Here is a 26,902-nt window from a genome sequence, read left to right as displayed (position 1 = left end):
ATGTACACCGCCAAAGGCCAGCTCGACCGTGATGCGCTGATCCGCCAGCATGTACCGCTGGTTCGCCGGATTGCGCACCACATGATCGCCAAGCTCCCGCCCAACGTGGAGCTGGACGACCTCATCCAGGTGGGCATGATGGGCTTGAGCGAGGCCCTGTCCCGCTACGAAGCCGCGCAGGGCGTGCAGTTCGAGACCTTCGCCACCCAGCGCATCCGCGGCGCCATGCTCGACGAGCTGCGCGAGGGCGACTGGATGTCCCGCAGCTCGCGCAAGAGCCAGAAGGAGATCGAACACGCAGTCCATCGGCTGGAGCAGAAGTTCGGGCGCAGTCCGCTCGAATCCGAAATCGCCGCCGAACTGGACCTGAGCCTGGCGGAATACCAGACACTGCTGGGCAAGGTGCGCGGAACGCAGCTGGTCTATCTGGAAGACATGACGCGTGGCGACGATGGCGACGACAGCTTTCTCGACCGGCACGTGGCCGACGGCGAAGCCGATCCCATGGCCGTGCTGCGCGACCAGCGGCTCAAGGCCTCGCTGGTGACGGCCATCAAAAGCCTGCCGGAGCGCGAGCAGCACATCATGGGCATGTACTACGAGCACGACATGAACCTGAAAGAGATTGCTGCGGTGCTCGGGGTGACCGAATCGCGCATCTGCCAGCTGCACAGCCAGTCGATCGCGCGCCTTCGGGCCAAGATGCGCAGCCATTAGCCGACGCACAACCGTCGGGCGGGGCACTCTTTCTGAGTTGCTTCATCCCCTTCCAAAACAAAAACGCCGCATCGATGTGCGGCGTTTTTGTTTTTGGGATCGGGGTCGCCGATCAGCCCTGCGAGCGGTAGATGCGGGCCGCGCCGCCCGAACGCCCTGGCGCACCGTTTCCGTAGGTGGAGGCTTCCTGGGGCGGCAACACGGTCGCCACCTGGCGCTCGGTCAGGGCGGTCAGGCGCGCCAGATGTTCGCGCTGCTGGATCAATTGGGTGCGGATGGCCTTAATACGGCGCTGGAGGTCGGCCGGCAGTTCCGCCGGGCGGGCGATTTTCTGGAGCGCATTGGACAGATCGAGGGCTGCCTGGCGCAGCAGGGGGGCGGTGCGTTCCACCGCGAGCGCGTCGGTGGCCAGCAGGGCCGCGCCGACGTCTTTCAGACGGGATTCGACTTCGGAGAGCGTGGTTTCGAGTTGCATGGGTGGATCCTGTGCCGATCAACCCCGCAGGAAACCGGGATCAATGGCTGTTGCTGTTGTGGGAAATGATTTCCTGCGCATTGGACAGCAGCTTGTCCGCGATCGCATCGGCGTCCACCGTGAACGTGCCCTTTTCGATGGCGGCACGCACGGCCTTCACCTTGTTGGCATCGAAATCGGTGCTGGCGCGGCTGTTGGCATCCAGGGCGCGGGCCGCGTTGGAAAACGTGACGGGCACGCCAGCAGCCACGGCAGCGGCCGGCGCGGCGGTCTTGGCGGCCGTTTCGGCGGCAGCCGCAGGGGCCTTGGCCTGCTTGGCGGCAGTGGCGGCTTGCGACACTGCATTGGCAACTTCTGGGTTCTGACCTATCTTCATCGCTCTCTCCCACCCCGCTCGATGTGGGGCACAGTAGCAATGTTTTCGACCACTTCCGCGGCGACTTTAGGCTTTTCTTGGCCCCCATCGCCTACAAAGTGATCTCTACTGTTCCATTTTCAGACACAACACCGGCGACGACGCGGCCATTCTCCATACGGATGCGCACAGTCTCACCCACGGCGCCGGCGGTGATCGCCTGGCCTGCGGATGTTACCGAATAGCCCTTCCCCTGCGCGACGACCCGCACGGCCGCCCCTGCCTTGAACAGGGTGGGTGCCTTGACCATGTGCTGGCGCACGGCCTGGCCGGCCATGAGCTGGCGCGAAGCCACCATGCCGACCCAGCTTTCTGGATTGGCCACGATGGCGGTGGTTTCAGCCGCCCAGTCGACTTCAGCCTCGGTCGCGTCGGCGGCCGTGAGCACGGCGCCGGACGCCACGTTGCCCGTCAGCACCCAGGCGGGGCCATAGGCCTTGATGGTGACCGGCAGGAACACGTTCCAGGCCGTGGCGCCATCGACACAGCGCAGCCCCAGGCGGGTGCGACCCCACAGGCGCGAACCGGCGGGCAGGTAGGGTTCCACCCGGGCGCAGGGCGCCAGGCGAAGCCGGGAATCGAGGGCGCCCACGCTCACTTCCATGCGCAGCGGCATGTTGGCCGTGCCGGACTGGCCGCGCTGCAGCGCATCGTCCAGCCAGCGCTGGGTGATGCCGCCCAGATCCGCCGACGGTTCGGCCACGGCCTGCGCCCGCAGCGCTGCGGCGGGCAGGGCCAGAGCAGCCGCCAATGCGGCCATGCGGACCAGTGGCAGTGCGGTGAAAGATCGGTGAGCGGTGTGACGTGACATGGGGAGGCCTCCTGTGGCGGCGAATGCTCCATCCCGCAGGGAAGGCCATTCGACCCCTGGCACTTTAGGGCCGCGGGGCGCGGACGAAGCACCGAACTGCGCGCCAATCGCCGCGTTCTTCGCGCTTTAGAAAAACCGGCCCATTTCCATAATCGAACCCACGCCGGAACACCGTTGTCCTCCGGCCAGGAACCCACCGCTGTGCGAGGCTGACATGCTGAACAAGATGACCGAAAAGCTGGATTTTCACGGTAACGCGCTTTTGCTGCGTGCCGAGCGCCAGCGTGCCATCGCCAGCAACATCGCCAACGCCGACACGCCCGGCTATGTGGCCCGCGACTTCAATTTTGCCGATGCCATGCGCGACGCGACCGGCGGCAGCTCGACCACCCTGAGCACCGGATCGGGTTCCAGCATGTCGCTCGCCACCGGCCAGCGCCAGCAAAGCGCCACCGACCCGCGCCACATTCCGCTGCCGGCCGCCACGACGGGCATGGGATCGGGCAGCACGCTGGGCTATTCGGTGCAGACCCAGCCCAACCTGGACAACAACACGGTGGACCTGGACCGCGAGCGGGCCGCCTTCGTGGACAACGCGGTGCGCTACGAAGCCACGCTGCGGTTCATCAACGGCAACGCCAAGACGATGCTGAGCGCCATTCAAGGCCAGTAAGCGACGCCAGGCCCAGATCCACGGAAAGCGAAAACCGCCATGTCCATGTTCTCCATCTTCAGTGTCTCGGGCAGCGCCATCAGCGCGCAGTCGCAGCGGCTGAACGTCGTGGCCAGCAATCTGGCCAACGTCGAAGCCGTGGCCGGCCCGGACGGCCAGGCCTACAAGGCACGCCAGGTGGTGTTCCAGACCACACCCATGGGCGCGGAAAGCTCCTCCGGCGTGCGGGTGAGCGCCATCAGCGAAAGCAACGCGCCGGGCAAGCGGGTGCACGACCCGAGCCACCCTTCCGCCGATGCGGAGGGCTACGTCACCCATTCCAACGTGAACGCGGTGGAGGAGATGGTCAACATGATCTCCGCCTCGCGCTCCTATCAGAACAACGTCGAGGTCATGAACACGGCCAAGTCGCTGCTCCTCAAGACCCTGCAGATGGGCCAGTAACTTTCGGGAAGACCCTCGCCATGATCCTCAATCCCATCGGCTCCACCGCCACCGTGAATTCGTCGGGCACCAGCGCCAACTCGGCCACCGACCCCAATGCCGCGCAGGACCGCTTCCTGAAGCTGCTGGTCGCGCAGTTGAACAACCAGGATCCGATGAATCCGATGGACAACGCGCAGATGACGTCGCAGATGGCGCAGATCAACACCGTTACCGGCATCCAGACGCTGAACCTCACCATGCAGACCATGGCCGAGCAGTTCTCCACCATGCAGACGCTGCAGGGCACCGCCATGATCGGCCGCTCGGTGCTGGCCGAAGGCTCCAAGATGACCTTCACCGAAGGCACGGGCAAGGGCTACTTCGAACTGGCCGGCGCGGCCACCAGCACCAAGGTCGAGGTCGTCACCCCCGGCGGCGCCGTGGTGGGCACCGTGGACATGGGCGCGCAGGACAAGGGCCGCCACGATTTTGAATTCGATGCCAGCAAGTACGCCGGCAACAAGAGCGACCTGCAGTTCCGCGTGGTCGCATCGACCAAGGACGGCACGGTGCAATCCACCGCGCTCATGCAGGCCAAGGTGGTGGGAACGGGTTCCAGCAGCGGCGCGCTCACGCTCGACCTGGATACCGGCAGCACCGTCAACTACAACCAGATCCGCGCCGTGCTCTGACCGGCACGCTCTGATCGCCCCTCCCCCGCCTTCCCCTTTTCCACGCGCTTTCTTCTTCCTTTCAGGAGAACACCATGAGCTTTCAGCAAGGCCTGTCCGGCCTCAACGCCGCCAGCAAGAATCTGGACGTGATCGGCCACAACATCGCCAACTCCAACACGGTAGGCTTCAAGGCCTCCCGCGCCGAGTTCGCTGAAATGGTGGCCTCCGCCATCGGCTCCGCCGGTGGGACCAACGCCGGCATCGGCGTGGAAACCGCCGACGTGGCGCAGCAGTTCAACCAGGGCAACCTGTCGATCACCGGCAACAGCCTGGACGTGGCGATCAACGGCGACGGCTTCTTCAAGCTGCAGCAGCCCGATGGCACCAATGCCTACACCCGCGCCGGCAACTTCAAGCTCGACGACCTGGGCAACGTGATCACCAACAGCGGCGCCAGGGTGATGGGCTACGCGGTGGACCCGGCCACGGGCCTGCGTTCGTCGAGCAACGCCGCACCGCTCACCTTCCCGACGTCCCAGCCGATCCCGGCCAAGCAGACGACGTCGATCACCGCGTCGTTCAACCTGGATGCTCGCGCACCGGACGCCGCCGGCGATTCGACCGCCACGCCGCCCGTGCCCGCCACGCCGCGCGCCACCTACGGCACTTCGATCAACGTCTATGACAGCCAGGGCGTCGCCAAGCCGGTGAGCCTGTACTTCCAGAAGAACGGCGCCAACACCTGGGACGTGTACGACAAGCTGGACGACCCCACCGCCACGCCACCCGTGGTGGCCACGGCCGTCGGCCAGATCACGTTCGACAACAACGGCAAGATCACCGCGCCTGCCGCGACGCCGCCCGCCACCGGCTTTCAGCTGCCGCTCACGGTCTCGCCCTCGCCGCCGAACCCGAACAACCTCACCGACTACAGCGTGAACGTGAAGCTCGACGACGTGACGCAGTTCGGCACCAAGTTCGCCGTGTCCGACCTGTCGCAGGACGGCTACACCGCCGGCGAGCTGACGGGCATCAACATCGAAAACAACGGCATGGTGATGACGCGCTACTCCAACGGCGTCACCCGCGCCGAGGGACAGCTCGCGCTGGCCAGCTTCCGCAACACGCAGGGCCTGGCCTCCATCGGCAACAACAACTGGGCCGAAACGTTCGAGTCCGGCCAGGCCGTGATGGGCTCGCCCACCGACGGCAAGTTCGGCGCCCTGCGCTCGGGTGCGCTGGAAGATTCCAACGTCGACCTGACGGCCGAGCTCGTGAACATGATGACGGCGCAGCGCGCCTACCAGGCCAACGCGCAGACCATCAAGACGCAGGACCAGGTGATGTCCACGCTGGTCAACCTGCGTTGATCCGCCCCTGACGCCGCCCCCTGCCACCACCGACTGAAACGCCTGCGCGAGACCCACCATGGACCACCTCATCTATACCTCGATGACGGGCGCCAACGCCGCCGCACAGCGGCAGTCGGTGCTGTCCAACAACCTGGCCAACGCCTCCACGAACGGCTTCCGGGCGGAGATGTCCACCTTTCGCGCCGTGCCGGTGCAGGGCGACGGCGCCAAGACCCGCGTGTTCGCGCTGGAGGCGACCTCCGGCCACTCTGAAGCATCCGGCCCGGTGCAGCGCACGGGCCGCAATCTCGATGCCATGGCGGTGGGCAATGCCTGGTTCGCGGTGCAGGGGCTTGACGGCACCGAGGCCTATACCCGCAACGGCAGCCTGGAAGTCTCGGCCACGGGCCAACTGCTCACGAGCAACGGCCTGACCGTGCTCTCGGACGGCGGCGGCCCCATCGACGTGCCCCAGGGCGCCGAGATCGCGCTGGGCTCGGACGGCACCATCACCGCCAAGGTGGGCACGCAGCGGCCCGCGGCCGTGGGGCGCCTGAAGCTGGCCACGCCCAACCTGGAAGACCCGCTCAAGCGCGGCGACGACGCCCTGTTCCGCACCACCTCTGGCGATCCCATGCCCAGCGACCCCAACGCGCGCCTGCTTTCGGGCGCCCTGGAGGGCTCCAACGTGAATGCCGTGGAGAGCATGGTCGGAATGATCGCCGCCTCCCGCCAGTTCGAGGCGCAGTTGCGCCTGCTGCAGACGGCCGAGACCAATGACAAGTCGGCCAGCCAGCTGCTGAGCCTGAACGGCTGACCCCCGACGCCGACAACGACGCAACCGCCTCCCCAAAGGAACCGCCATGATCAATTCCCTGTGGATCGCCAAGACCGGCATGTCCGCCCAGCAAACCCAGCTGGATGTCATCTCGCACAACCTGGCCAACGTTTCGACCAACGGCTACAAGCGCAACAACGCGGTCTTCGAAGACCTGATCTATCAGAACCAGCGCCAGGTCGGCTCGCAAACGACCGAGCAGAACCAGCTGCCCACCGGCCTGCACCTGGGCCTGGGCGTGCGCACGGTCGCCACCAGCCGCAACTTCACGCAGGGCAGCCTGCAGCAGTCCAACAACAACCTGGACGTGGCGATCAACGGCAACGGCTTCTTCGAGATCACCCAGCCCGACGGCACCATCGGCTACACCCGCGACGGCTCGTTCCAGCTCGACGCGCAGGGGCGCATGGTCACCTCCAGCGGCCTGCCGGTGGCCAATGGCATCACGGTGCCCGCCAATGCCACGGCGATCAGCATCAGCACCGAAGGCGTCGTCTCGGCCACGGTGCCAGGCTCCACGGCGCCCCAGCAACTGGGCAGCATCGCCATGGCGAACTTCATCAACCCGGCGGGCCTCGAGCCCATCGGGCAGAACATGTACAAGGAATCGGCCGCCTCCGGCCAGCCCCAGCAGGGCACCCCCGGCACCAACGGGCTGGGCTACATGCGCCAGGGCTTCCTTGAGACCTCGAACGTGAACGTGGTGGAAGAGCTGGTGACCATGATCCAGACCCAGCGCGCCTACGAAATGAATTCCAAGGCCATCCAGACATCGGACCAGATGCTGGCCAAGCTCGCGCAGCTTTGATGCGCAACGCCGACCGTTCCCACGAAGAACGCCCACGCCCCCACCGCTTGCAGGACTTCGCCATGCGTACCGCCTCCATCCTCCTTCGCCCGTTCACCCTGCCGGCACAGCCCGCTCGCCTGGCCGCCGTCGCAGGCCTGGTACTGCTGTGCACCGGCTGCGCCACGCTGTCGCCCCCGCCGCCCGTGGACCTGCTGCCCACCGCGCCACCGCCCGTGGCCGCCACGCCCCGCCCTTCAGGCCCGGCGACGGGCAGCCTGTTCCACGCGGCCAGCTACCGGCCGGTGTTCGAGGACCGCCGCGCGCGCCTGGTGGGCGACGTGGTCACCATCCAGATCATCGAGACGGTATCGGCCAGCCAGAAATCGACCTCCACCGTCGACCGCAAGTCGGGCACGGCATCGGGCATCACCGCGCTGCCGTTCATCAGTTCGACCAACCTGGGCAAGGCCTCGCTGGGCGCGACCAGCACCAACAACTTCGAAGGCAAGGGCGGCACCGAAAGCACCAACACCTTCACCGGCACCATCACCACCACCGTGATCGACGTGCTGCCCAACGGCCACCTGGTGATCGCTGGCGAAAAGCAGATCGGCGTGAACGACAACGTGGACGTGCTGCGCTTTTCCGGCACGGTGGACCCGCGCGCCCTGCAGCCGGGCAGCGTGATCAGCTCCACGCTGGTGGCCAATGCCCGGGTGCAGTCGCGCGGGCGCGGCGCCCAGAGCGAGGCCCAGGCCATGGGTTGGCTGTCGCGCGCCTTCAATTCGGTCACGCCGTTCTAACCCGCGCCGCCACCGCTCCACTTTCCCCGCAAACTGCCGCCGCGGCCCGGCGGCAGATTGCTATTTTTTTCATAGCATACCGCCCTGGTGCTTATTGCGCTGGCGGCATTTTTCGTTCATAACCCCGGTGGGGCGGCCGCCCCAATTGACCGGTAATCCGGCATCTTTTTGGCCCATCCCGTGAGGCGCTCCGCTTTCACAATCGAGGCCATGAAAGCCCTGCCCTCCCTCCTGATTTCGCGCGCGTCGCGGCTCGTGTGGCTGCTGGCTGCCGCAGCCACCCTCTGTGCAGCCCTTCCCGCCCATGCCTTGCGCATCAAGGAAGTGGCGGCCGTGCAAGGCGTGCGAAGCAACCAGTTGACGGGCTACGGCCTCGTCGTGGGACTGGACGGCACGGGCGACCAGACCACGCAGATGCCTTTCACCACGCAGGCAATGACCAATTACCTGCAGCAGATGGGCATCAGCCTGCCGCCCGGCACGGCGGCGCCCCAGCTCAAGAACGTGGCGACGGTGATCGTCACCGCCCAGTTGCCCGCCTTCGCCCAGCCCGGCCAGTCCATCGACGTGAGCGTGTCCTCCATGGGCAACGCCAAGTCGCTCAAGGGCGGCACACTGATCGCCACGCCGCTGCGCGGCGCCGACGGCGAGATCTACGCCATGGCGCAGGGCAACATGGTCGTGGGCGGTGCCGGAGCCTCGGCCGGCGGCAGCAAGGTGCAGATCAACCATCTGAGCGCCGGCCGCATTCCCGATGGCGCCCAAGTGGAGCGCTCGGTCCCGACCCCGCTGAACGACAGCGACACCATCACCCTGGGCCTGAACGCCTCCGACTTCCAGACCGCCCGCAAGGTGGCCCAGGCCATCAACGGCAAGCTGGGCAACGGTGCCGGCATCGCCACTGCGCTGGACGGCCGAACGGTGCAGGTCCGCGCGCCTCTGGACCCCGGTGCCCGGGTGAACTTCATCGCCGACCTGGAAGAGTTGGCGGTGGCCGACTCCATCCCCTCCGCCAAGGTCGTGATCAACGCCCGCACCGGCTCCATCGTGCTGAACCAGGCCGTGACGCTGGGCCCCTGCGCCATCGCGCACGGCAACCTGTCCATCACCATCAGCACCACGCCCGTCATCAGCCAGCCCAATCCGCTGTCGCAAGGGCAGACCGTGGTGGCGCAAAAGAGCGACATCAGCGTCAAGCAGGAGCCGGGCAACATCATCCAGATGCCGCCATCGCCGCAACTGGCCGACGTGGTGCGCGCGCTCAATACCCTGGGCGCCACGCCGCAGGACCTGCTGGCGATCCTGCAGGCCATCAAGGCCGCGGGCGCCCTGAACGCCGAGCTGGAGGTCATCTGATGACCACGGCCGCTCCTTTGCCGCCCCTGCGCTCCGCGGGACGGCGCCCGACCTGACGGGAGACCGCACATGGCCATGACCCTGCCCTCTGCCGCGACCACCACCGCCAGCAATGCGCTGGCCGTCGATTCGCGCTCGCTCAACGCGCTCAAGTACGAGGCCGGTCAGAACAGCCCGCAGGCCGCCAAGGAAGCGGCCAAGCAGTTCGAATCGCTCTTCATGCGCGAGATGATCAAGAGCATGCGCGAGGCGACCATGAAGTCCGGCCTCATGGAAGGCGGCCAGGCGGACCTGGGCACCGACATGCTCGACCAGCAGTTGTCCATTCAGATGTCGGGCCGCCAGGGCGGGCTTTCGGAAGCCATCCAGCGCCAGCTCACGCGCCAGATCGGCGGCGGCGATGCCGGCGCGGCTGGCGGTGCCGAGCCCACGTTTTCGGTGCCCTCCACGCTGAGCCTGGGCGCTGCCAGCCAGCGCAGCGCCGCCATTGCGGCCGACCCGTCCGCCCCCGCGCCCAAGGGCCGCGAGAGCTTCGTGCAGCACCACCGCGATGCAGCCGAGCGCGTGGCCAAGGAAAGCGGCATTCCCGCCAGCTTCATGCTCGGCCAGGCCGGCCACGAAACCGGCTGGGGCAAGAGCGAAATCCGAGCCAAGGACGGCGACAACTCGTTCAACCTGTTCGGCATCAAGGCCGGCAAAGGCTGGACGGGCAAGGTGGCCGAGATCACCACCACCGAATACATCGGCGGCGTGCCGCGCAAGGTGACGGCGAAGTTCCGCGCCTATGACTCCTATGAAGACTCCTTCAAGGACTACGCCAAGCTGATCAACGACAACCCGCGCTACGAAAAAGCGCGCGAGAAGACCCATTCCGCCGTGGCCTACGCCACCGAGCTGCAGAAGGCAGGCTACGCCACCGACCCCGAATACGCCAACAAGCTGAGCCGGGCCATCAACAGCACCTTGCGCGTTTCGCGCACGGCGGCGTGACGGGACGCACCCCATGAGCCTGCTCAACGTCGGCGCCCGCGCCCTGCTCGCCAACCAGGTGGCCCTGCAGACGGCGGGCCACAACATCGCCAACGTCAACACCGCCGGCTACTCGCGCCAGACACTGTCGCTGCAGACCGTGCAGGGCCAGTTCACGGGCGGCGGCTATATCGGCCAGGGCGTGGACGTGCAGACCATTCTGCGCAACCACAACGAACTGCTCACGCGGCAGGCCGCCGCGGCCAACTCCACGCAGGCCGCCGACCTGACGCGCGGCGAGCGGCTGTCGCAGATGCAGGACGTGTTCAGCGGCGGCACCAGCGGCCTGGGCGCCTCGATCACCGACATGCTGAACGCGCTGTCCGACGTGGTGGCGGCCCCCACCGACATCACCGCGCGCACCGTGGTGCTCACGCGCATGGACGAAACCGCCGGGCGCATGCGCTCCGCGGCCGACCGCCTGTCGGAAATCCAGTACACCGTCACCGAGCAGCTCAACAGCAACGTCAACGCGATCAACAGCCTGGCCAGCCGCATGGCCGGCGTGAACGAGCAGATCGCACGCGCCACGGGCAATGGCCAGTCGCCCAACGACCTGCTGGACCAGCGCGACCAGATCATTCGCGAGCTCAACCAGTACGTGCAGACCACCCAGGTGCAGGCCGACGACGGTACCGTGGGCCTGTTCGTGGCGGGCAGCCAGCCGCTGGTGCTGGGCTCCACGGCCACGCAGCTGTCGGTGGGCGAGGCCACGGCCTTCCCCGGCAGCGGGCAGACCAAGTTGTTCTTCAACCGCCCCGGCGTCGCGCCGGTGGAGCTGGACGAGAACATGCTCGGCGGCGGCGAGGTCTCGGGCCTGCTGCGCTTCAACAACACCGACCTGGCCGAAGGCGCGAACCTGCTCGGCCGCATGGCGCAAGCCATCGGCATGACGATGAATGCGCAGCACAAACAGGGTCTGACGCTGGACGGGCAGCCCGGCAAGGACCTGTTCTCGGTGCCGGCCAGCATGCCGGGCTACACCAAGGGCTCCGCCGTGGGCAACGTGTCGTTCACCGACGCCACGAAATTCGCGGCGTCCGACTACGAAGTGCGCTTCACCACACCGCCCGCCGGGCAGGTGGTGCGCATGTCCGACGGCAAGGCCACCGCTTTCACCGACCTGACCGACCTGGCCGGCAAGCAGATCGACGGGCTCAACTTCAACATGACGACGGCCGGTGGCACTGGCGAGCGCGTGCTGTTCAAGCCCTTCAGCACCGCGGCCGCGAACATCCAGGCCAAGGTGCTGTCGCCGCGCGACCTGGCCGTGGCCAGCCCGGTCAATGCATCCATGGGCAAGACCAACGGCGGCTCGATGCAGCTCACCGGTGTGCAGGCGACCTCCACCGGATTCACGGCGCCTCCCATTCCGACCGGTGTGAGTCTGAGTTTCGCCGCCGGCCCGCCCACCACCTACACGGTGACGGGCTCGACCACGCCGCCTTCGGGCACTGCCGGCCTGGCCTACACGCCGGGCCAGCCCATCAAGATCGATGGCTGGGAACTGACGCTCAAAGGCACGCCCAACACCGGCGACACCGTGACGGTGGGCAACGCACTCGATCCGCAATACGGCGACGCCTTCACCCGCAACGCCGGCAACGCCACGGCTATGAATGCGCTGCGCGACGTGAAGATGTTCGACGAATCCACCATGAGCGACGGTTACGCCGGCCTCATGGCCCAGGTGGGCACCCGCACGCAGAGCGCGCTGAACTCCGCCAAGCTGTCCACCACCATTGCAGGCAATCTTGAGAAGGACCGCACCGCCGTCTCGGGCGTGAACCTGGACGAAGAAGCGGCCAAGCTGATCCAATACCAGCAGGCCTACCAGGCGTCCGCCAAAGTGCTGCAGATCGCCCAGAGCATCTTCGACAGCCTGATCCAGACGATGGGCCGATAAACCGCGCCGGAGCAAGACATGGCCAACTTCTACCGCACCTCCACCGCCAACATGTACGACAACGCCCTGCGCAATCTGGGCACTCGGCAGACGGCGCTGTCCAACCTGCAGGAAAACCTCACCTCCGGCAAACGCGTGGTGCGCGCCAGCGACGATCCGGTGGCCGCCGCGCAGGCCGAGCGCGCCATGACGCGGCTGTCGCGCGTGCAGACCGACCAGCGCGCGCTGGAGAACCAGCGCAACTCCATCGCCCAGGCCGAATCGACCATGGGCGAGGCCGTGGACCTGGTGCAGGAAGCCCGCCAGCTCATCGTGAGCGCCGGCAACGGGTCGCTCACCCCCAACGACCGCAAGACCATCGCCAACCAGTTGCAGGGCCTGCGCGAGCAGCTATCCGCCATGGTCAACCGCAAGGACAGCAACGGCATGCCGCTGCTGGGCGCCCTGGGCAGCGCACTCACGCCCTTCCTCGGCCCGCAGTCGGGCAGCCCCGACTACACCTTCTCCGGCCAGCCCGGCCAGGGCTCGGGCACCGACAACTCGCTGCCGCTGTCGCTGGACGGCGAGTCGGCCTTCATGTTCGTGCCGCAGCGCGACGGTGCCTACAACGCGGCCGTCACCACCAGTTCGACCGACCATCTGCTGACCACCGACGGTATCAAGCCCACCGACACCAGCCTGATCACCGGCAACAACTACCAGATCGTCTTCAGCGGCGTCGGGCCTGGCGCCACGGCCGGCACCACCACGGCCACCTACACCATCACCAACACCACCACGGGCGTGTCTTCCGCGCCTGTCACGGTGCCCGACTTTCCGTCGGACAAACCGGTGAGCATCGGCGTGACCGGCATTCCGGGCATGAGCTTCAACATCACCGGCACGCCCGTGAAGAAGGTCGACGGCACCTTCAGCTTGTCGCCCGCCAACGGCGACAGCATTTCGCTCAAGCCCAGTGCCAGCATCTTCAGCACGCTGGACAGCGCCATTCGCGACATCGGCGGCGCCACCACCAGCGGTGCCGCATCGCAGGCCGTGGGCCAGGCCCTGAACAACATCGACATCGGCATGGAGCGCATGCACAACATGCGCGGCTACGCGGGCGAACTGCTCAACCGCGCCGACCGCATCACGGGCGACCAGGACAAACGCGCCGTGCAGCTGGAAGCCGACCGTTCCCGCGCGGAGGATCTCGATATGATCAAGGGCATTTCCGACTTCCAGAACAACCAGGTCGGGTACGAAGCGGCACTGAAGTCCTATGCCCAAGTGCAAAAGCTGTCCCTCTTCAACTACATCGGCTGAGCCCGCGCGGTAACGGCCGCCCCCGCATCCCATGGTCCAATCCGTTCTTGGCAGCCTCCTCCTCGGTTACCGCCCCCTTTGGAACCAGTCACGGCGCCTCGCCGCCGTGCAGCTTTACGTGCAAAGCGACGGCGCCGCCGTGGTGGACGCCCCCCATCTGCTGCGCACCTTGCAGGAACTGTGGAGCGCCAGTTCGCCACCGCTGCTGCTTTCCCCGCAAACGCCGCAACTGCTCAACGACCTGCTGGCGCAAGCCCCGCGCGGCTCCCCCTGGATCGAAGTGCGCAGCGAATGGCTGGACGATGCCGCTGTGCTCGCCCAGGTGCAGGCCGCCCACCAGCGTGGCCTGAAGCTCGTGTGGCGCGGCGAACTGCATCGCCTGCCCGAACCCGGCATCGCAGGCTGCTTCGACAACAGCCTGCTCACCCTGAGCGCCGCCGACGCCATGGCCGCGCTCAAGACCGGCGCTGCCGCTCCGCGCGCCGGATCGGCCGCAGCCCAACCCGCCCCAGCCCAAGCCCAGACGCAGCCCAGCCCCGTGCTGGCCGGGCAGATGTACGAAAACGTCGCCAGCCGCGCCCTCATGGCGCATTGCCTGGACCGGCACAAGGCCCTGGCCCTCGCCGGCTGGCCGTCGGAAGACGTGCTGTATGAACAGCGCCACCAGCCACCGCAGCCCGGCCACGAAACCGTGCTCAAGCTGATGAAGGCCATCGACGCCGAGCAATCGCTGGAAGCCTTCGAGCAGATCCTGGGCGAAGACCCGTTGCTCGCCTACCGCTTCATGGTCTACACCAACTCCGCCGCGCTCGGCCTGCGCACCGGCGTGGATTCGCTGCGGCGTGGGCTGGTGATGATGGGCTACGGCTCGCTCAAGCGCTGGCTCTCGGACCAGCTGCCCCACGCCAGCACCGACCCCAACCTGCAGCCCATCCGCGAATCCATGGTGCTGCGCGCCCGCCTGACCGAGCGCCTGCTCGACGCCGGCGTGGAAAACGACCTGCGCCGCGAAATCTATCTGTGCGGCCTGCTCTCGCAGATGGACGACCTGCTGGGCGAACCCCTCGGCGCCATCCTGCGCCGCCTGCCCCTGTCCGAACGCATCTACGACGCCACCGTGCTGCACACCGGGCCGTATGCGGCCAGCCTGGAGATGGCGTGTGCGCTGGAAACGGACAACGCCGCGGCGATCCGCCAGTTGTGCGAAACGCATGAGATGGACCTGGAAGAGGTGAATCGGGGGTTGCTGCGGGTGCTGGCGGATCTGGATGTGAAGCGCGGGGGCTGAGGGCGCCAAGCGTTCGGCAGTAGCCCGGGGCATGGCGTTAGGCCCCGTGATCAGAAAAGCGATGGCGGGACAGCAATTGTTCCGTTGGCACCGCGTGGTGCTCGTTTGCCCTAGCTGCAATGCCATCGAGATTCCGCGTCCGAATCTCCCCCTACAACCCACTTGCAAAGCTTTTAAGTAGCAGAAGATGCATACCTGACAGTGGTTTGAGGGGCTGCCGCCGGGCCATCAGCTACGGCCGAATACTCACTTTACGCGCCGCCCACTTCCAAAAACCGCTCTCTGCGTCAGCTACGTCCGTATCGCCAGCGGCTGCCCATATGGGGCAATGTCGGGATTATTTGTGCATTTAATCCTCGACTCCTCCAGCCTAGTTCACATTATTTTTTATCTCCACCCAATCCCCTTCCCCGGCCACTTGATCGGAAAATCCGTGTTCAGCCATATCTGACATCACAGCCCATCCTGCCGCACCTCCATATATTGCCACACCATCTCCGGGCAGCAAATTATTAATCAAATCAATATCGGAGAGCTCGCATCCAATTTCTATTTTTTTAAATTCAGGCCACAGGGCACTACATTCATCACAAGACAGAGCAAGTGTTTTGCCATCTGCACACCGCCAGACAAACAAGTTACCTTCTTCTGCGCAATATGGACAATTTTTCTTTATAAAGTAAGCCATGGCAAGTCTTTCTGTCGAACCGCTTTTTTCAAGCCGGTCACTCGCAAAATATTAGCCACCAACAATTTTTATTTCAAAACCCAATTTTTTGCCTCTCCCTGCAAATTTATAACATACCAATTCACAGAAACTAAAAAAGTTGCATTTTCATCCGATACAAAATACTCCATCCCATAACAATTATTCATTACAAAAGACAGCAAGCTTATATCTTTCAAGAAAATTGCACCTTCATAGTTATCCTCTCCGAAAAATATGAAGCCCTCGATTGATGGGAAGCTATTAGAGAAAGAGAATTCATGATCTTCCGCGATTAAGACGTCAGAATCGCCTCCGATCGAATAATGATTAGAAGTCTTCTCGGGGCGAAATTTCGCAAAAATAACCTGCTTTACAATTTCAAAGGAAGAGGCATCAATCGCTTTCGCATCAATGCCTAAGTCAGCGCACGTGGAAATTATTTCCTCAGCTTTTCTATTTATTTTCACATCCCATCCTATGCAGAGAGCTCTCAAAACATAATTCCAGCGCTTCCGAGATTAGAACCCTTCTTGCAGTCATTAATCTCAACACGGCAATGCATGATTAAGCATTTCGACGAATATTCAAAACCAAATATTCAGCCCACAACACCGTCTTCAAAATGAAAATGCTCCATGCCGGCAGACGTAAAATTACCTATAAAACGTGCAGAAAAATGCTCTTCCTTCTTCGGTTCAAAAATTCCTTTTTCTATCGCCCAGTCGTAAACAGAAATATCAATGGGGTATTTCGTTAAAACTCCCGTTAACTTCATATCAGCGATCCATCTGCATGCGCTTTCGCGATCTGAATAAACCGCACTGGGAAACCTACCTGAGGCGGATACAAAAATCCATACAAACTTACTCACCACACCCCCAAAATTGCCAATGAATTAAATATCAACGCCCACCTAAATCCATTTACGCTCCAAAAATTTAATCATATTTTTGTTTTGAAATAACTTGAGGCGGAGGCCGACTGACTTCAGAAAAAAGCCACTGGTATACCGTTTGCTGTGAGAATTCTCTAAAAACAGGAGTGAAAAGCTCGCTGTGATCAAAAATATAAAAACCAAAAGATTCCAATAAACTCAAAATTTGCGACCCTGTAGCAGCGCTCTTAGCCGATTTCTCCAAATCGACAATAACAGCGTACCTTCCGACTGCGGAAAGTTGAACAGAAAAACCTCCTTTGCACTCAATCGAGTTTACTAGCCAAAAAAAAGCAACGTCATCATTCGCGTCAGTAAAATCAAATACTTGCCCGAAGACTTGGAGGGCTAACCAAACATCCTGGTAAATATTTGACTCAAGCAAGTCGTTCACAACCTTATATTCAGGCACTCTTGGGTTAATATAATTAACACCTATATCTACTTTTATTTTCGCAATATCCATGAAAATGCCTTATGGTGTTTCAGGACCAACTGGATGGCCGTGAATTTTACCGCTCGCGTCTTGATTAACTCGAACTTTTAACTGGGTTCCACCGTTAGGGCCAAATCCATCAGGACGCTGAAAATCATAATATTTGACACTTGGACGGCCGGGCGCTGGGGTTCCCTTAGCCCAAGCCTTGTCTGTTTATTTCACAGCATCAATCCAATTGACAAAGACGGAAGTTGGTTTATTTACTTTCGCACGATTCATCTGCTGCGATTAGCCCGGCACATGACCAGCTTGTTTCTATTGAGAAATATGTGACGGGCAAGGAGCCCATCCCGAGGGTCCACCAATTGAATGGATTAGCCGTGTATTCGTGAAGATTTACGCCCCCGCCAACCCAATCGCATCAGGCGTCGTAAACGCCCCCAGGTCCGGGTCGTGATACCGGAACGTGTTGTTGTGCACTCCCGTTTCCCGGTCCAGATATTGCCCCGCAATCGAACAACTGAGGCTGTATTTTTAGAGACTCCCGCCTCATACTATTTCAGCAAAAAATGCTTCAAATATATTTGCAGGCAAACCATCCATCTGCGTTAAATAGCCGGCAGCTTCTTGGTCGTAAAATTCATAAAGCACCTCTTGGTAGCCGTTTTCAATAAGAAAATATTTTATTTTAGAAATTAAGTTCTGAGTTTTTTTCCGGCAGAAGATCAATTGAAATGGGATGACTCTTCCCGATGTTATTTTTTATCCTTTCTTTTTTGTCATTTATATATACAAAGAATAGATTGGCTTTCGATGAAATGTAAAATTTCATCTCGAAAATATAATTTATCTTTGACGGATGGTCTATCTGGCCATTTAAATAAATTTCTATGTATTGCGCTGGACAGTAATCCATGCTTTCACAGTGAGTTACTTCAAGATAGGTTAATTCCCTGACGCTTTGCGCGAGTGCCGATATTTTACAGAAGAAGGATTTTGAATAATCGGGTTCATTTTTTATGGCCCTCAGCATGAAATCAGGAATACTTTTCATTCGGGAATTGGGTTTAGGTGATGATTTCGCGAACCGCCCTTATGCATCAACCCATTGGTCACTGCCATTTTTCTCAGTTGCAGGCCCACATTCGGCGCATAACTGTGCAGATTGCTCCACCCAACCCAACCCAACCCAACCCAACCCAATCAGATCAGATCAGATCAGGCATGGTAAGCGCCCCACAGGTCCGGATCGTAGAACCGTAACGTGTTGTAGTGCAGCCCGTTTCCCGGTCCAGATACTGCCCTTGCATCCTCAAGTTTTGTGGCGCGGTCGCCGTTTGCAGACTCTCCTGCCCCAGCTTTCGGGAGCCGCACCCCGACCGGTGGACACGGCGTTGGGCGCCTGCCACTCTTAGGCCACCGCGCCCCCAAGTCCTACATTGAGCACACTAGACGGGATTGCCTATTCGATTCGAAATTTTTCCCGAAGCTAATTGGCTTGATTTTAAAAGTAATAGATGCGCCATCGCCCACTTCCCAAGTGGCTGATTCGGCTTCTTCCGCTGATACGGATTGTGAATGCCTAACAACATCCAATCGATCTCACATAATATCATCCCTATACGCGCTTATTGAATTCAGCATTAAAAACTCAGCCTGCAGAGAAAAATCAAAGCCGTCGCATCCTCCCCACGCATTTATGCACCCACCCCGCCTTTCAATGTTCAAATCTATTTTTGCATCCGTTTTAATCCCACATATCTTTAAATCACAAACAGATACCAGCATTAAACTAATCTGGACTTTATTAGCACCTGCGATTAGCCATTTTTTTGGAGGTTGGCTTGGAAATTCAGCCAGATCAAATCGCAAAGAAACTCGTGGGCCATCTTGATGGACAATCAACTCGTGAAATTCTAGATTGTTCAACTTGGGAACCAGATCGCCATAAATAGCTTTTACAGCAGCGGACCCGTCCGTGAGTATCTCCAACCAATTTTTAGCAACCTCTACCATGAATAATGATCCTTAGTTCCTGGAACCGAACCAGTCCGAGTTTTCTCTGGAGGCCTAACATTAAAATGCGGCCCTTGATCACCAACGCCCCCTTGACCAAACTGATGCCCTGCCGAGTGATCTTGGATAACCACCTTGGTCCCATCCGGACGCGTATATATGTACTCGCGAGTCATCAATGGTTTTCCATCAGCTCCCAAAATAGTTTTCCCGTTTCGATCTGTCATGGGAACTTTGGTAACGGCATCTGGATGCTGTGAGCGTGGAATACCCAAGTCACGCTTTGCCTCATTAAGCGCGGCATTTCGCCCACGAGAAGTCCCTTGCGCATTTTGGGCACACCATCCCCATGGGTCTATCCAAGTAATAGGACTGGGGGCGTAACTGTGTAAATTTGCCCCCCCGCCAACCCAATCGGATCAGGCGTCGTAAACGCCCCCAGATCAGGGTCGTAATACCGGAACGTGTTGTAGTGCAGCCCCGTTTCCCGGTCCAGATACTGACCCTGCACCTCAAACTCTGAGGTGCCGCTGCCGTCTTTTGACTCGCCACTGCCCCAGCTATCGGCAACCGGCGGCCCCACCGAGCGACTCCCGGCGTCGAGTGCTTGCCACTCTTCGGCCAGCGAACTGCCCAGCCCAGTATTGCACACGCTAAGCTAATTCATGCAATGGCTTACACACGCGATAAATCATTACTGCCCCTCCGAATTAACAATATTCAATTGATGTATATGTTATGCTTACACATTTTTTATTCTCCCAACAAAAAAAACCTCTTCATATGAAAATATTTTTTTACCGCTATTGGGTATGAATATCACCGAACTTTCATCGGATGGATAAAAAAAATCAGTCCAATGATTGACCAATATATTTTTCCGGACTAGGCAGGCGCTACGAGCGCCCCAGAAGAAAACCACCAGACTGTAGCGTTTCAATTCCTTTAAAAAAAAATTTCGGCCCTCATCCTCCAGCGAAAAATCCAACTTTAACTTGCTAGAGACTTGAATATCATCTGCCAAAATTTTCATTAAATGAAGAGATTTACTCGAGACATGATTTTTCCATAACTCAAGACTTTGATCTGGGTGAAAAAATACGATGCTCCTTTTTTCATCGTCTGAAATTTTGCAGTCTTGGGAGTTTATACGCCAAGCATCTGGGAATATTTTTTCATCGAATGTAAAGGCCACTTTAATCACCTTCATAAAATACGTGACCGGCACCTCCAGAAGCCTTTCCACTTTCCCAATCTTTCCACTTAATGTGTGGAATATTATTCTCTGGCGCGTTCGCTGTGTGAGACTCATTGGGATGGTGCTCATATCCCTTTTTGTAGGGAGTATCTGTATAGGTAGGTTTATTTTCAATATTACCTTTAGCAGCTTTCAGCAAACTCTCCGCATCAGCCTTATTTGCTGTTCGAAAATTTGACTTCCCACCAGATTTAATTGATTCAACGGCCTTTTTCCACTGGGGGCTACCAGGGCGAACTACTGGCAGGTTCGTGGCATTTCCCACTTCATCGCCAGTTAGTCCGCATTTGATCCATCCCCACGGATCTACCCATACAACAGGGTTCGGCGCATACCCATGCAAGTTGATGCCCCCCGCTAACCCAATCGGATCAGGCGTTGTAAACGCACCCAAATCCGGGTCGTAATACCGGAACGTGTTGTAGTGCAGCCCCGTTTCCCGGTCCAGATACTGGCCTTGCATCCTCAAGTTCTGCGGCGCCGCCGCTGTCTGTTGACTTGCCCGCGTCCAGCTTTCGGCAACCGGCGCACCAACCGGGCGGCCCACGGCATCGAACGCCTGCCACTCTTCGGCCACCGCACTGCCCCAGGCGCGATATTGCGCACGCCAGACCAGATTGCCGTTTCGATCCGACATCTCTTCCGGGAGCCCATTGGCCTGGGTGTGAAAGTAGTAGATGCGGGCGCCGGGCGCCGCTGCCGCACCGGTCACTTCTTCACGCGTGGCCGGTGGGATTTCTGCCGTCGTTGCCGATTGCCCGGCATGGGCCTCGTTCATGGCCGCGAGCTTGCGCGCCAGCCCGCCCACCGGACCTGACACCGCATGGTGCGCATCCGCCCAGTCGCCGTTGGTCGTCGGCACCGAGTTCTCCTTGCCACGCACAGTGTCCACATCGCCCAGGGCCAGCGCCGCTGCCGGGTGCTCCGGCTCCAGGGCTCCGTGACCATCGATGCGTGCCAGGGGCGTGTAGCTGCCTGGCTCGTAGATGTAGCTGCTGCATTGCCCGCCGCGGCGCTCTTGCAGCAGGCGCAGGCCTTCCCACACGAATGTGGTTTCGCCGAAGGCGTCGGCCTTGGCGATGCGCCGGCCCAGGGCGTCGTAGCGGTAGCGGAAGACCTGGCTCACCGGCTCGCCGTTCTTGCCTGCGCGCACCACGGCCGCCTGGGTCATGCGGTGCTGGGCGTCGTAGCGAAAGTGCTGCTCGGTGTGCGCGCCGATGCGCTTTCTCACCAGCCGGCCGAAACCGTCGTAGTCGAAGCGTTTGTCTTCCAGCACCTTCACACGGTTGTTGCGCACCCAGCCGCGGCCGGCGCTGTCCGTGGCGCGTTCCCGGTCGATGACGCGGTTGCCGGCCGGGTCGTAGTGAAAGACTTCGTTGAGCACGGCCGCGGCGCTATCGCCGGCAGCACCGGGGCCAGAGCCGATCAGCGCCGATGGCAGGCCGGCGTGCACGGTCGATAGCAGTCGCCCGACCGGGTCGTAGCGGTATTCGGTTTCGCCGTGGCGGCTGTGCCGCGCACGCGCCAGCTCACCCGCGCTGTCGTATTCCCATTGCTTGAGCAGGCTGTCGGTGGCGGCAGGGCGCTGCAGGCGCTGGGCCCAGGCTGCGCCGTGAGCGGTAGCAGAGCCAGGGGCCCAATGGCCGTTGACGCGCAGGGCTGCCGATTGGGTCCACTGCGCGCTGCGCCGCCCCAGCGCGTCGTAGGCGTAGCGGCTGGCCAGCCGGCCCTGGGTGCGCAGCACCTCGCGGTGCAGGTCGTCGCGCTCGATGTCGGCCACGACCACGCCGTCCAGGTGGATCTGGTGCAGGTGGCCGCTGCCGTAGTAGAGGTGGTGCAGCGTGCGCCCATCGGGCAACCCGGCCGCCGTGCGGTTGCCCAGGGCATCGTGGGCATGGTGCAGCTCGGTGCGTTCGCCGGTGGTGGCATCGGTGGCGGTTTCTTTCACCACATCGCCCAGGGCGCTGTACGCATATTCCACGGTGTGCACCGGGGCCTGTGTGCTGGCGTCCAGCATCTGCGCGCGCGTCAGCCGGTGCAGCGGGTCATAGGCAAAGCGCTGCAGCAGGGCGCCGCCCGGCGATTCATCGCCCGCAGAGGGAAGAATCTGCTTTTCTTGCAGGCGTCCCAACGGATCGCGCCGATAGAGGGTGCGGATGGGCGAGGCCGGCACGTGCCCTGCAATGGCTTGCAACCGGACGTCGTCTTCTCCGGGGTGCTCCACCAGGGCCACGACGCGGCCGGCGGGGTCGTATTCGAGGGTGTGCCGGCTGCTGTCGGGCCGGCGCTCTTCCACCAGGCGGTCGGCATGGTCGTAGGCGAAGTGGTAGCTGGCGTGGTTCTCGTTCACCAGCGTGGAGAGGCGGTGCGCCGCGTCGTAGCCCAGGTGGACGGCGCGGCCGTTGGGCGCCTGCAGGGTCAGCAACTGGCCGTGCAGGTTGTACTGATAGCGGGTGGCCCGCTGGCTGGAGTCGCTGGTGGAGACGAGCCGCCCGGCGGCGTCGTACGTGTAGTTCTGCACGCTGCCGTCGGGGCGCTGCACGCTCAGCAAGCGGCCCAGCGGGTCGTGGATGTATTGGGTGGTCTGGCCCAGCGCATCGGTGCGTGCGCGCAGATGGCCATTGGCGTCGTACTCGAAGCGGGTGGCCTTGCCGGAGCAGTCGGTGTGGCTGGCCAGCAGGGCTTCGGGCGTCCATTGCCATTGCTGGCGACCGCCATTGGCATCGGTCGTCAGGACGGGCAGGCCCCGTGCGTCGTACACCGTGGCTTCGCGGTAGCGGACCGGGCTGGACGGAGCGTCATCCTCTTGCGGCTCCAGCGGCGGGCCCAGCACTTCGGTGCAGTTGCCGCGATCGTCGTATTCGTAGTGCCAGCGCGAGCCGTCCACCGCCGTCGTGGCGCGCACGCGCTGCAGGCGCTCGTGCCAGTCGATGCGGGCGCTCTGGCCCAGCGGGTCGGTGGCGTGCACGAGGTTGCCCAGGCGGTCGTAGTCGAAGGTGAAGCGGCCGCCGTCGGCGCGCGTCCAGGCCAGCAACTGCCATTGGCCGTTCCATTCCATGCGCTGAACGTGGCCCAGCGGGTCTTCGTAGCGGGTGACGTTCTGGTCCGCGTCATAGTCGAACAGCTGTACGCGCCCAAGGTGGTCGGTCACCCGTGTGCGGCGGTCGCCCTGCGCTTCGCCGGGCAGGTCGTATTCGAAAGTCCAGGCGGTGGCGGGCAGGCCGCCGCCCGCATCGTCCAGCCAGTGGCGCAGGACGCGGCCCCCTGGCCCGGCCTGGTCCCAGTGGTAATGGGCGACCAGCCCGCTTTCGAAGGTTTGGGCCACCATCGTGTGCTGCACCCACTCGAAGCGGCGCACGGTGCGGCCAGCGCGGTCGGTGACCTGGACCAGATCGCCGTCTGAGCTATAGCGGTATTCGACCAGCGGGCCGGGCATTCCTCCCGCGGTGAGGTCGATGCGCAACAGGCGCGGTCCGCTCCCGGCCACTGCGCTTTCGGTGTAGTGCAGGGCCAGGCGATGGCCGCTGGTGTCGGTGATGTGTCGTACCAGGCCACCGGCATCGCGGTGGTAGTCGATGGTGTTGTGGTTCAGGTCCGCCCACTGCAGCAAGGACAGGCGTTCGCCCTCCATCTGGCTCTGGCGGGGCCCGAAGGTGTACACCCAGCCCACCGAAGGCATGCCGATGTAGTACACGCCGCCTTCGCTGCGGCTCAGTTGCAGGCCCTCGGGCACGCTGAACATCTGCCCGCCCGGCGGCAGGTCTTCAAACGGAATGTCGCGCCCCTGCTCGTCGATGTAGTGGGCCTTGCCGCCCTCGAAGACCAGTTCGACGCTGAATGGAAGGCTCCAGCCCGTTCCCAGCACCCCCGTGCGCGCATCGTTGGAGGCATAGGTGCGCTGCCACACGATGGGCAATGCGCCGCTCAACGCGAAGTCGGTGTCGTCGTCTCCCAGCAGCACCTTGGCACCGGTCACGGCGTGCACCGGTTTGCCCTGCAGCAGGTTGCCGAGGGCCGTTCCTGCGCTATTGCCTGCGTTTTTCGCAGCGCTCTGCCCGCCATCGAACGAAGGCATGACTTCACCCATCACCTTGGCACCGACGACTCCCATGCCCACGGCGATGCCGAAGCACTTGATCCCGGCTTTCAGGGCACCGGCGGCACCGCCCAGGATGCCGGCCCAGAAGCGGGCCTTGGAGGCCAGTTCGCGGTCGGAGTCCGGCACTTCCTGCGCGCGGAAATTGGCGACCGGCACCGACTCGCCACCGAAGAAGACGTCCTCCGAGCCCTTGCTGATCTTGGCCTCGCAGTCCACGTAGTCGCCCTCGCGGCCGGCGCGGAAGGTGTCGATGAAGATGTTCTCGCTGCCGAAGTTGACGAGGCTGGGCGGCATGCTGTGCTTGTCGCACATGGCCACGTCCAGCCCGGCCCGGATGGCCGGCAGCTTGTTGACGAAGACGGTGGTCGATCCGGTGGCGGTGAGCTCCCCGCAGTCGGAGCTGAAACTTCGCCCCAGCGCCTCCCCGAAGGATTGATAGAAATCCCCCACCAGGCTGAACATGTGGCTCACCACCAGCGTGCCCACGAACACGGCCGCGCCGATCAGAAAGCCCGCCAAGGTCCCAAGGCCGGGGCAGGCGATGGTGCCCACCGCAGCGCCAATGGCCACCGCAGCCCCGAACTCGATCGCCACGGCCGCGGCAGATCCCGCCGCGTGGCCCTCCCGGGCGTAGGTGTGGGCAATGGGATCGTGCAGGCGGGCGGCTTTGGGCATGGAACGCGGACGGGGTGTGCGCCGGTGGGGCGGGATGAAAAGGCCGTGCTGTCTGGGGCGATGAGGGCGTCAAACCGGGCGCGTGGCTACTGGGGCCGAGCGCGCACGCTTTGCAGGATGGACGCCCACTGCGCTTCATGGTGCGGCTTCCAGGGCGCGGCATGGGTGCCGGTGAGCACCAGCGCCTTGCGCTCGGGCAACTCGATCAGAACGATGCGCTGGTGAATCGTGTGGCCCTGCTTGCTGTACGAGACATACGCGCCCACGGCGTTGGGAGCGTCGGTGTCGTTCACCAGCTGCGCGCCGGCAGGCCCGTGCAGCGGCAGGCGTGTCTTGCTCACATCGATCTGCTTGTAGCTCTTGCCCACGGTGGACAGCGATCGCAGCTGCTCTTGCAGCAGTGCTTCGATGCCGCTGCCTTCGTCGAAGTAGTCGCGCGTGATGACCACGTTGAATGGAAGCGCCGGGTCTCCGAAGATGAACACGTTGACGCTGCGGTCGATGAAACCTTCGGACGGCAGCTCGAGCGCCGCCTCCTGGATGTGGTACTGCATGGGTGGTTCCTTGCTGCCGCCGGTGGTGATCCGGCGGTCAGCAGTTCATGTTGATGGGCTTGCCGAACTCGTCGAGGCTGTCCGTGAAGCGCAGCAGGCCCTTGCGGACGCCAACGATTTCGATGTCGCCGTCCTTCGTGAGCTTGATGTACGCCTTGCCCTTGCCGCACACGAGGGTGATGCTGTCGGCGGCCTCCAGGCGGATGTGCTGCCCGGCATCGACCAGCACCGAATCCTCCGTGGCCTTGATGTTGACGTTCTCATGGCCCAGCACGCTCGCATCGAGCGTTTTGGACGCCATGGTGATGTTCTGGTTGGCCGTGAGGTTCATGTGCCCGGCCTGCGCCTCGGACGCGACGTCGCCCTGGGTCACCGTGTTGCGCTGCCCGCCCTGGGACACGTGGGTGAGCATGCCGCCCTTGGCCAATTGGGTGAGCTGGGCGCCGCTGGACACCGTGATGTGCTGCGTGGCATGCATCGACGCGCTTTGCCCGGAACTGATCACGATGGGCTTGGGGCTGATCATCGAATGCCCTTCGGGGCTGACGATGGACACGATGGGTTTCGTGATGTCCTTGGACAGTTCGCGCAGCGCCTGGGCCTGGGGCATGGCGGGGTCGGTATTGGTCGGCATGCTGACTTCCGGCCCGCCACCGCCATCGCCACCCGCGTCGGCAAAGGCCGCGACAGCGGCTGCCGCCTTGGCCAGCGAGGACGCTCCGGCCTGTCCGCCGACCATGGAGGCGACGCCCGCGCCCAGCGCCATCATGTGCGAGGTCTTGAGGCCGTTGATGGCGCCGATGGCCGAGTCCATGGCTTTCACGGCGCTACCGGCGTCTTTCATCAACGCCGCAGTCCCCGCCAGCCCATCCCCCAGCTGATCGAACCCATCCGGATTGTTGCTCGCCACCTTGGAGGTGAAGTCCTGCGGGTAAGTGGTGATCAGCAGACCCTTGTCCGCCCGGATCGAGCCCCACAGGTCCGTGCGCAGTTCAAACCCGTACCCGCGCTGCGAGCCGCTGCCCTGGTGCATCAGGTAGCCCATGTTCAGGTACGTGTTGCCGTAGGTGTTGGACAGCTCCAGGTGCTCGATGCCCTTCTTGTCCTCGAAGCGCAGCATGCTCGCCCCGCCGCCGCCCTTGCTCCAGTTGGTGAGCGTGCCCGACTGCGTCTTGTTGTCCGGCAGCTTCCAGGGCGGCATCTGGATGCCGTTGTAGACGCGCCCGGTGATGATGGGGTAGTCCGGATCGCCGTTCAGGAAGTCCACGATCACTTCCTGGCCGATGCGCGGGATGTGGATGCTGCCGTAGTTCAGGCCCGCCCAGGGGTGGGACACGCGCACCCAGCAGCTGGAGTTCTC

At 62.4% G+C, this 26,902-nt stretch carries 28 protein-coding genes and 2 pseudogenes; 13 read left to right on the top strand and 17 right to left on the bottom strand.

The features are described 5' to 3' along the window. Positions 1-717, top strand: a complete 717-nt coding sequence (locus BLT03_RS20675) for an RNA polymerase sigma factor FliA (RefSeq protein WP_092745663.1) — start codon at positions 1-3, stop codon at positions 715-717. Between the two features lie 112 nt (positions 718-829). Here BLT03_RS20675 and BLT03_RS20670 read toward each other — a convergent pair whose 3' ends face one another. The 3 genes from BLT03_RS20670 to flgA form a co-directional block, all read right to left on the bottom strand. Beyond that, positions 830-1,192 carry a hypothetical protein gene (locus BLT03_RS20670; RefSeq protein ID WP_092745662.1) on the bottom strand — a complete coding sequence of 121 codons (363 nt, stop codon included), beginning with the start codon at positions 1,190-1,192 and terminating at the stop codon, positions 830-832. A gap of 40 nt (positions 1,193-1,232) precedes the next feature. Further along, positions 1,233-1,568 carry a flagellar biosynthesis anti-sigma factor FlgM gene (gene flgM, locus BLT03_RS20665; protein ID WP_092745661.1) on the bottom strand — a complete coding sequence of 112 codons (336 nt, stop codon included), beginning with the start codon at positions 1,566-1,568 and terminating at the stop codon, positions 1,233-1,235. Between the two features lie 91 nt (positions 1,569-1,659). Next, positions 1,660-2,418 (bottom strand): flagellar basal body P-ring formation chaperone FlgA, encoded by a 759-nt coding sequence (flgA, locus tag BLT03_RS20660; protein WP_092745660.1) that lies wholly within the window; start codon positions 2,416-2,418, stop codon positions 1,660-1,662. Positions 2,419-2,632: 214 nt separating this feature from the next. On the opposite strand from flgA, the gene flgB reads away from it, so the two are divergent. The 12 genes from flgB to BLT03_RS20600 all read left to right on the top strand — a co-directional run bounded on the left by flgB (position 2,633) and on the right by BLT03_RS20600 (position 14,858). After that, positions 2,633-3,091 (top strand): flagellar basal body rod protein FlgB, encoded by a 459-nt coding sequence (gene flgB / locus BLT03_RS20655; protein WP_092745659.1) that lies wholly within the window; start codon positions 2,633-2,635, stop codon positions 3,089-3,091. Positions 3,092-3,130: 39 nt separating this feature from the next. Continuing rightward, a complete protein-coding gene (gene flgC / locus BLT03_RS20650) occupies positions 3,131-3,535 on the top strand; it encodes a flagellar basal body rod protein FlgC (RefSeq protein WP_092745658.1) in 405 nt (134 codons plus the stop codon). 20 nt (positions 3,536-3,555) lie between these two features. Continuing rightward, positions 3,556-4,209 (top strand): flagellar hook assembly protein FlgD, encoded by a 654-nt coding sequence (locus BLT03_RS20645; protein ID WP_092745657.1) that lies wholly within the window; start codon positions 3,556-3,558, stop codon positions 4,207-4,209. 74 nt (positions 4,210-4,283) lie between these two features. After that, positions 4,284-5,561: a flagellar hook protein FlgE gene (flgE, locus tag BLT03_RS20640; protein WP_092745656.1), complete on the top strand. Its 1,278-nt coding sequence runs from the start codon at positions 4,284-4,286 to the stop codon at positions 5,559-5,561. 58 nt (positions 5,562-5,619) lie between these two features. After that, the gene (flgF, locus tag BLT03_RS20635) at positions 5,620-6,360 is read left to right on the top strand and encodes a flagellar basal-body rod protein FlgF (RefSeq protein WP_092745655.1); all 741 of its coding nucleotides are present in this window, start codon (positions 5,620-5,622) and stop codon (positions 6,358-6,360) included. 46 nt (positions 6,361-6,406) lie between these two features. After that, positions 6,407-7,189, top strand: coding sequence for a flagellar basal-body rod protein FlgG (flgG, locus tag BLT03_RS20630; RefSeq protein ID WP_092745654.1), 783 nt, complete (start codon positions 6,407-6,409; stop codon positions 7,187-7,189). A 62-nt stretch (positions 7,190-7,251) separates the two neighbouring features. Next, complete coding sequence (locus tag BLT03_RS20625; RefSeq protein ID WP_092745713.1) at positions 7,252-7,974, top strand: flagellar basal body L-ring protein FlgH; 723 nt, start codon at positions 7,252-7,254, stop codon at positions 7,972-7,974. A gap of 210 nt (positions 7,975-8,184) precedes the next feature. Then, a complete protein-coding gene (locus BLT03_RS20620; RefSeq protein ID WP_092745653.1) occupies positions 8,185-9,330 on the top strand; it encodes a flagellar basal body P-ring protein FlgI in 1,146 nt (381 codons plus the stop codon). A gap of 69 nt (positions 9,331-9,399) precedes the next feature. Beyond that, a complete protein-coding gene (gene flgJ / locus BLT03_RS20615; protein WP_092745652.1) occupies positions 9,400-10,320 on the top strand; it encodes a flagellar assembly peptidoglycan hydrolase FlgJ in 921 nt (306 codons plus the stop codon). Between the two features lie 13 nt (positions 10,321-10,333). Beyond that, a complete protein-coding gene (gene flgK / locus BLT03_RS20610; RefSeq protein ID WP_092745651.1) occupies positions 10,334-12,265 on the top strand; it encodes a flagellar hook-associated protein FlgK in 1,932 nt (643 codons plus the stop codon). 18 nt (positions 12,266-12,283) lie between these two features. Continuing rightward, positions 12,284-13,570: a flagellar hook-associated protein FlgL gene (gene flgL / locus BLT03_RS20605; protein ID WP_092745650.1), complete on the top strand. Its 1,287-nt coding sequence runs from the start codon at positions 12,284-12,286 to the stop codon at positions 13,568-13,570. Positions 13,571-13,601: 31 nt separating this feature from the next. After that, complete coding sequence (locus BLT03_RS20600; RefSeq protein ID WP_092745649.1) at positions 13,602-14,858, top strand: HDOD domain-containing protein; 1,257 nt, start codon at positions 13,602-13,604, stop codon at positions 14,856-14,858. 370 nt (positions 14,859-15,228) lie between these two features. Here BLT03_RS20600 and BLT03_RS24140 read toward each other — a convergent pair whose 3' ends face one another. From BLT03_RS24140 to BLT03_RS20560, 14 genes and pseudogenes are all read right to left on the bottom strand, one after another. Continuing rightward, a complete protein-coding gene (locus BLT03_RS24140) occupies positions 15,229-15,546 on the bottom strand; it encodes a hypothetical protein (RefSeq protein ID WP_139160468.1) in 318 nt (105 codons plus the stop codon). Between the two features lie 68 nt (positions 15,547-15,614). Further along, positions 15,615-16,034: a hypothetical protein gene (locus tag BLT03_RS24135; RefSeq protein ID WP_139160467.1), complete on the bottom strand. Its 420-nt coding sequence runs from the start codon at positions 16,032-16,034 to the stop codon at positions 15,615-15,617. A 131-nt stretch (positions 16,035-16,165) separates the two neighbouring features. Continuing rightward, positions 16,166-16,438, bottom strand: coding sequence for a DUF7710 domain-containing protein (locus BLT03_RS25165; RefSeq protein ID WP_434802422.1), 273 nt, complete (start codon positions 16,436-16,438; stop codon positions 16,166-16,168). Positions 16,439-16,505: 67 nt separating this feature from the next. Continuing rightward, positions 16,506-16,967, bottom strand: a complete 462-nt coding sequence (locus BLT03_RS24130) for a hypothetical protein (protein ID WP_139160466.1) — start codon at positions 16,965-16,967, stop codon at positions 16,506-16,508. A 369-nt stretch (positions 16,968-17,336) separates the two neighbouring features. After that, entirely contained in the window at positions 17,337-17,420 is an 84-nt protein-coding gene (locus BLT03_RS20590) for an RHS repeat-associated core domain-containing protein (protein WP_245711489.1), read from the bottom strand. 208 nt (positions 17,421-17,628) lie between these two features. Continuing rightward, positions 17,629-17,994, bottom strand: coding sequence for a hypothetical protein (locus tag BLT03_RS24125; RefSeq protein WP_139160465.1), 366 nt, complete (start codon positions 17,992-17,994; stop codon positions 17,629-17,631). Between the two features lie 185 nt (positions 17,995-18,179). Then, positions 18,180-18,271, bottom strand: a pseudogene (locus BLT03_RS25175) (RHS repeat-associated core domain-containing protein); the annotation flags it as partial. A gap of 271 nt (positions 18,272-18,542) precedes the next feature. Next, positions 18,543-18,956 carry an Imm50 family immunity protein gene (locus BLT03_RS20585; RefSeq protein WP_092745646.1) on the bottom strand — a complete coding sequence of 138 codons (414 nt, stop codon included), beginning with the start codon at positions 18,954-18,956 and terminating at the stop codon, positions 18,543-18,545. Further along, positions 18,950-19,132, bottom strand: a complete 183-nt coding sequence (locus BLT03_RS25125) for an HNH/endonuclease VII fold putative polymorphic toxin (protein WP_353615286.1) — start codon at positions 19,130-19,132, stop codon at positions 18,950-18,952. Before BLT03_RS25125 ends, BLT03_RS20585 begins: the two co-directional genes overlap by 7 nt. A gap of 165 nt (positions 19,133-19,297) precedes the next feature. Next, a pseudogene (locus tag BLT03_RS24925) lies at positions 19,298-19,467 on the bottom strand (RHS repeat-associated core domain-containing protein); the annotation flags it as partial. Between the two features lie 231 nt (positions 19,468-19,698). Further along, on the bottom strand, positions 19,699-20,202 hold the full coding sequence (locus BLT03_RS24115; RefSeq protein ID WP_139160464.1) for a hypothetical protein: 504 nt from the start codon (positions 20,200-20,202) through the stop codon (positions 19,699-19,701). Beyond that, positions 20,153-24,988, bottom strand: a complete 4,836-nt coding sequence (locus BLT03_RS20570) for an RHS repeat-associated core domain-containing protein (protein WP_092745643.1) — start codon at positions 24,986-24,988, stop codon at positions 20,153-20,155. The genes BLT03_RS24115 and BLT03_RS20570 overlap by 50 nt, the downstream gene beginning before the upstream one ends. Before the next feature lie 86 nt (positions 24,989-25,074). Then, positions 25,075-25,542: a DUF1795 domain-containing protein gene (locus BLT03_RS20565; RefSeq protein ID WP_092745642.1), complete on the bottom strand. Its 468-nt coding sequence runs from the start codon at positions 25,540-25,542 to the stop codon at positions 25,075-25,077. Positions 25,543-25,579: 37 nt separating this feature from the next. Then, on the bottom strand, positions 25,580-26,902 hold a 1,323-nt coding region (locus BLT03_RS20560; protein ID WP_139160463.1), incomplete at its 5' end, for a type VI secretion system Vgr family protein.

The organism is Paracidovorax valerianellae (assembly GCF_900102625.1).
GTDB classification, from domain to species: Bacteria; Pseudomonadota; Gammaproteobacteria; order Burkholderiales; family Burkholderiaceae_C; genus Paracidovorax; species Paracidovorax valerianellae.
This window is presented reverse-complemented; position numbering and strand designations above follow the sequence as displayed.

Coding starts and splice junctions, on each gene's coding strand:
- BLT03_RS20675 (WP_092745663.1), top strand. CDS start 1: ATGTACACCGCCAAAGGCCAGCTCGACCGTGATGCGCTGATCCGCCAG.
- BLT03_RS20585 (WP_092745646.1), bottom strand. CDS start 18,956: ATGGTAGAGGTTGCTAAAAATTGGTTGGAGATACTCACGGACGGGTCC.
- flgK (WP_092745651.1), top strand. CDS start 10,334: ATGAGCCTGCTCAACGTCGGCGCCCGCGCCCTGCTCGCCAACCAGGTG.
- flgB (WP_092745659.1), top strand. CDS start 2,633: ATGCTGAACAAGATGACCGAAAAGCTGGATTTTCACGGTAACGCGCTT.
- flgC (WP_092745658.1), top strand. CDS start 3,131: ATGTCCATGTTCTCCATCTTCAGTGTCTCGGGCAGCGCCATCAGCGCG.
- BLT03_RS20670 (WP_092745662.1), bottom strand. CDS start 1,192: ATGCAACTCGAAACCACGCTCTCCGAAGTCGAATCCCGTCTGAAAGAC.
- BLT03_RS24140 (WP_139160468.1), bottom strand. CDS start 15,546: ATGGCTTACTTTATAAAGAAAAATTGTCCATATTGCGCAGAAGAAGGT.
- flgG (WP_092745654.1), top strand. CDS start 6,407: ATGATCAATTCCCTGTGGATCGCCAAGACCGGCATGTCCGCCCAGCAA.
- BLT03_RS20565 (WP_092745642.1), bottom strand. CDS start 25,542: ATGCAGTACCACATCCAGGAGGCGGCGCTCGAGCTGCCGTCCGAAGGT.
- BLT03_RS24125 (WP_139160465.1), bottom strand. CDS start 17,994: ATGAAAAGTATTCCTGATTTCATGCTGAGGGCCATAAAAAATGAACCC.
- BLT03_RS20625 (WP_092745713.1), top strand. CDS start 7,252: ATGCGTACCGCCTCCATCCTCCTTCGCCCGTTCACCCTGCCGGCACAG.
- BLT03_RS20645 (WP_092745657.1), top strand. CDS start 3,556: ATGATCCTCAATCCCATCGGCTCCACCGCCACCGTGAATTCGTCGGGC.
- flgL (WP_092745650.1), top strand. CDS start 12,284: ATGGCCAACTTCTACCGCACCTCCACCGCCAACATGTACGACAACGCC.
- flgM (WP_092745661.1), bottom strand. CDS start 1,568: ATGAAGATAGGTCAGAACCCAGAAGTTGCCAATGCAGTGTCGCAAGCC.
- flgJ (WP_092745652.1), top strand. CDS start 9,400: ATGGCCATGACCCTGCCCTCTGCCGCGACCACCACCGCCAGCAATGCG.
- flgE (WP_092745656.1), top strand. CDS start 4,284: ATGAGCTTTCAGCAAGGCCTGTCCGGCCTCAACGCCGCCAGCAAGAAT.
- BLT03_RS20600 (WP_092745649.1), top strand. CDS start 13,602: ATGGTCCAATCCGTTCTTGGCAGCCTCCTCCTCGGTTACCGCCCCCTT.
- BLT03_RS25125 (WP_353615286.1), bottom strand. CDS start 19,132: ATGACTCGCGAGTACATATATACGCGTCCGGATGGGACCAAGGTGGTT.
- flgF (WP_092745655.1), top strand. CDS start 5,620: ATGGACCACCTCATCTATACCTCGATGACGGGCGCCAACGCCGCCGCA.
- BLT03_RS24130 (WP_139160466.1), bottom strand. CDS start 16,967: ATGGATATTGCGAAAATAAAAGTAGATATAGGTGTTAATTATATTAAC.
- BLT03_RS20620 (WP_092745653.1), top strand. CDS start 8,185: ATGAAAGCCCTGCCCTCCCTCCTGATTTCGCGCGCGTCGCGGCTCGTG.
- flgA (WP_092745660.1), bottom strand. CDS start 2,418: ATGTCACGTCACACCGCTCACCGATCTTTCACCGCACTGCCACTGGTC.
- BLT03_RS20570 (WP_092745643.1), bottom strand. CDS start 24,988: ATGCCCAAAGCCGCCCGCCTGCACGATCCCATTGCCCACACCTACGCC.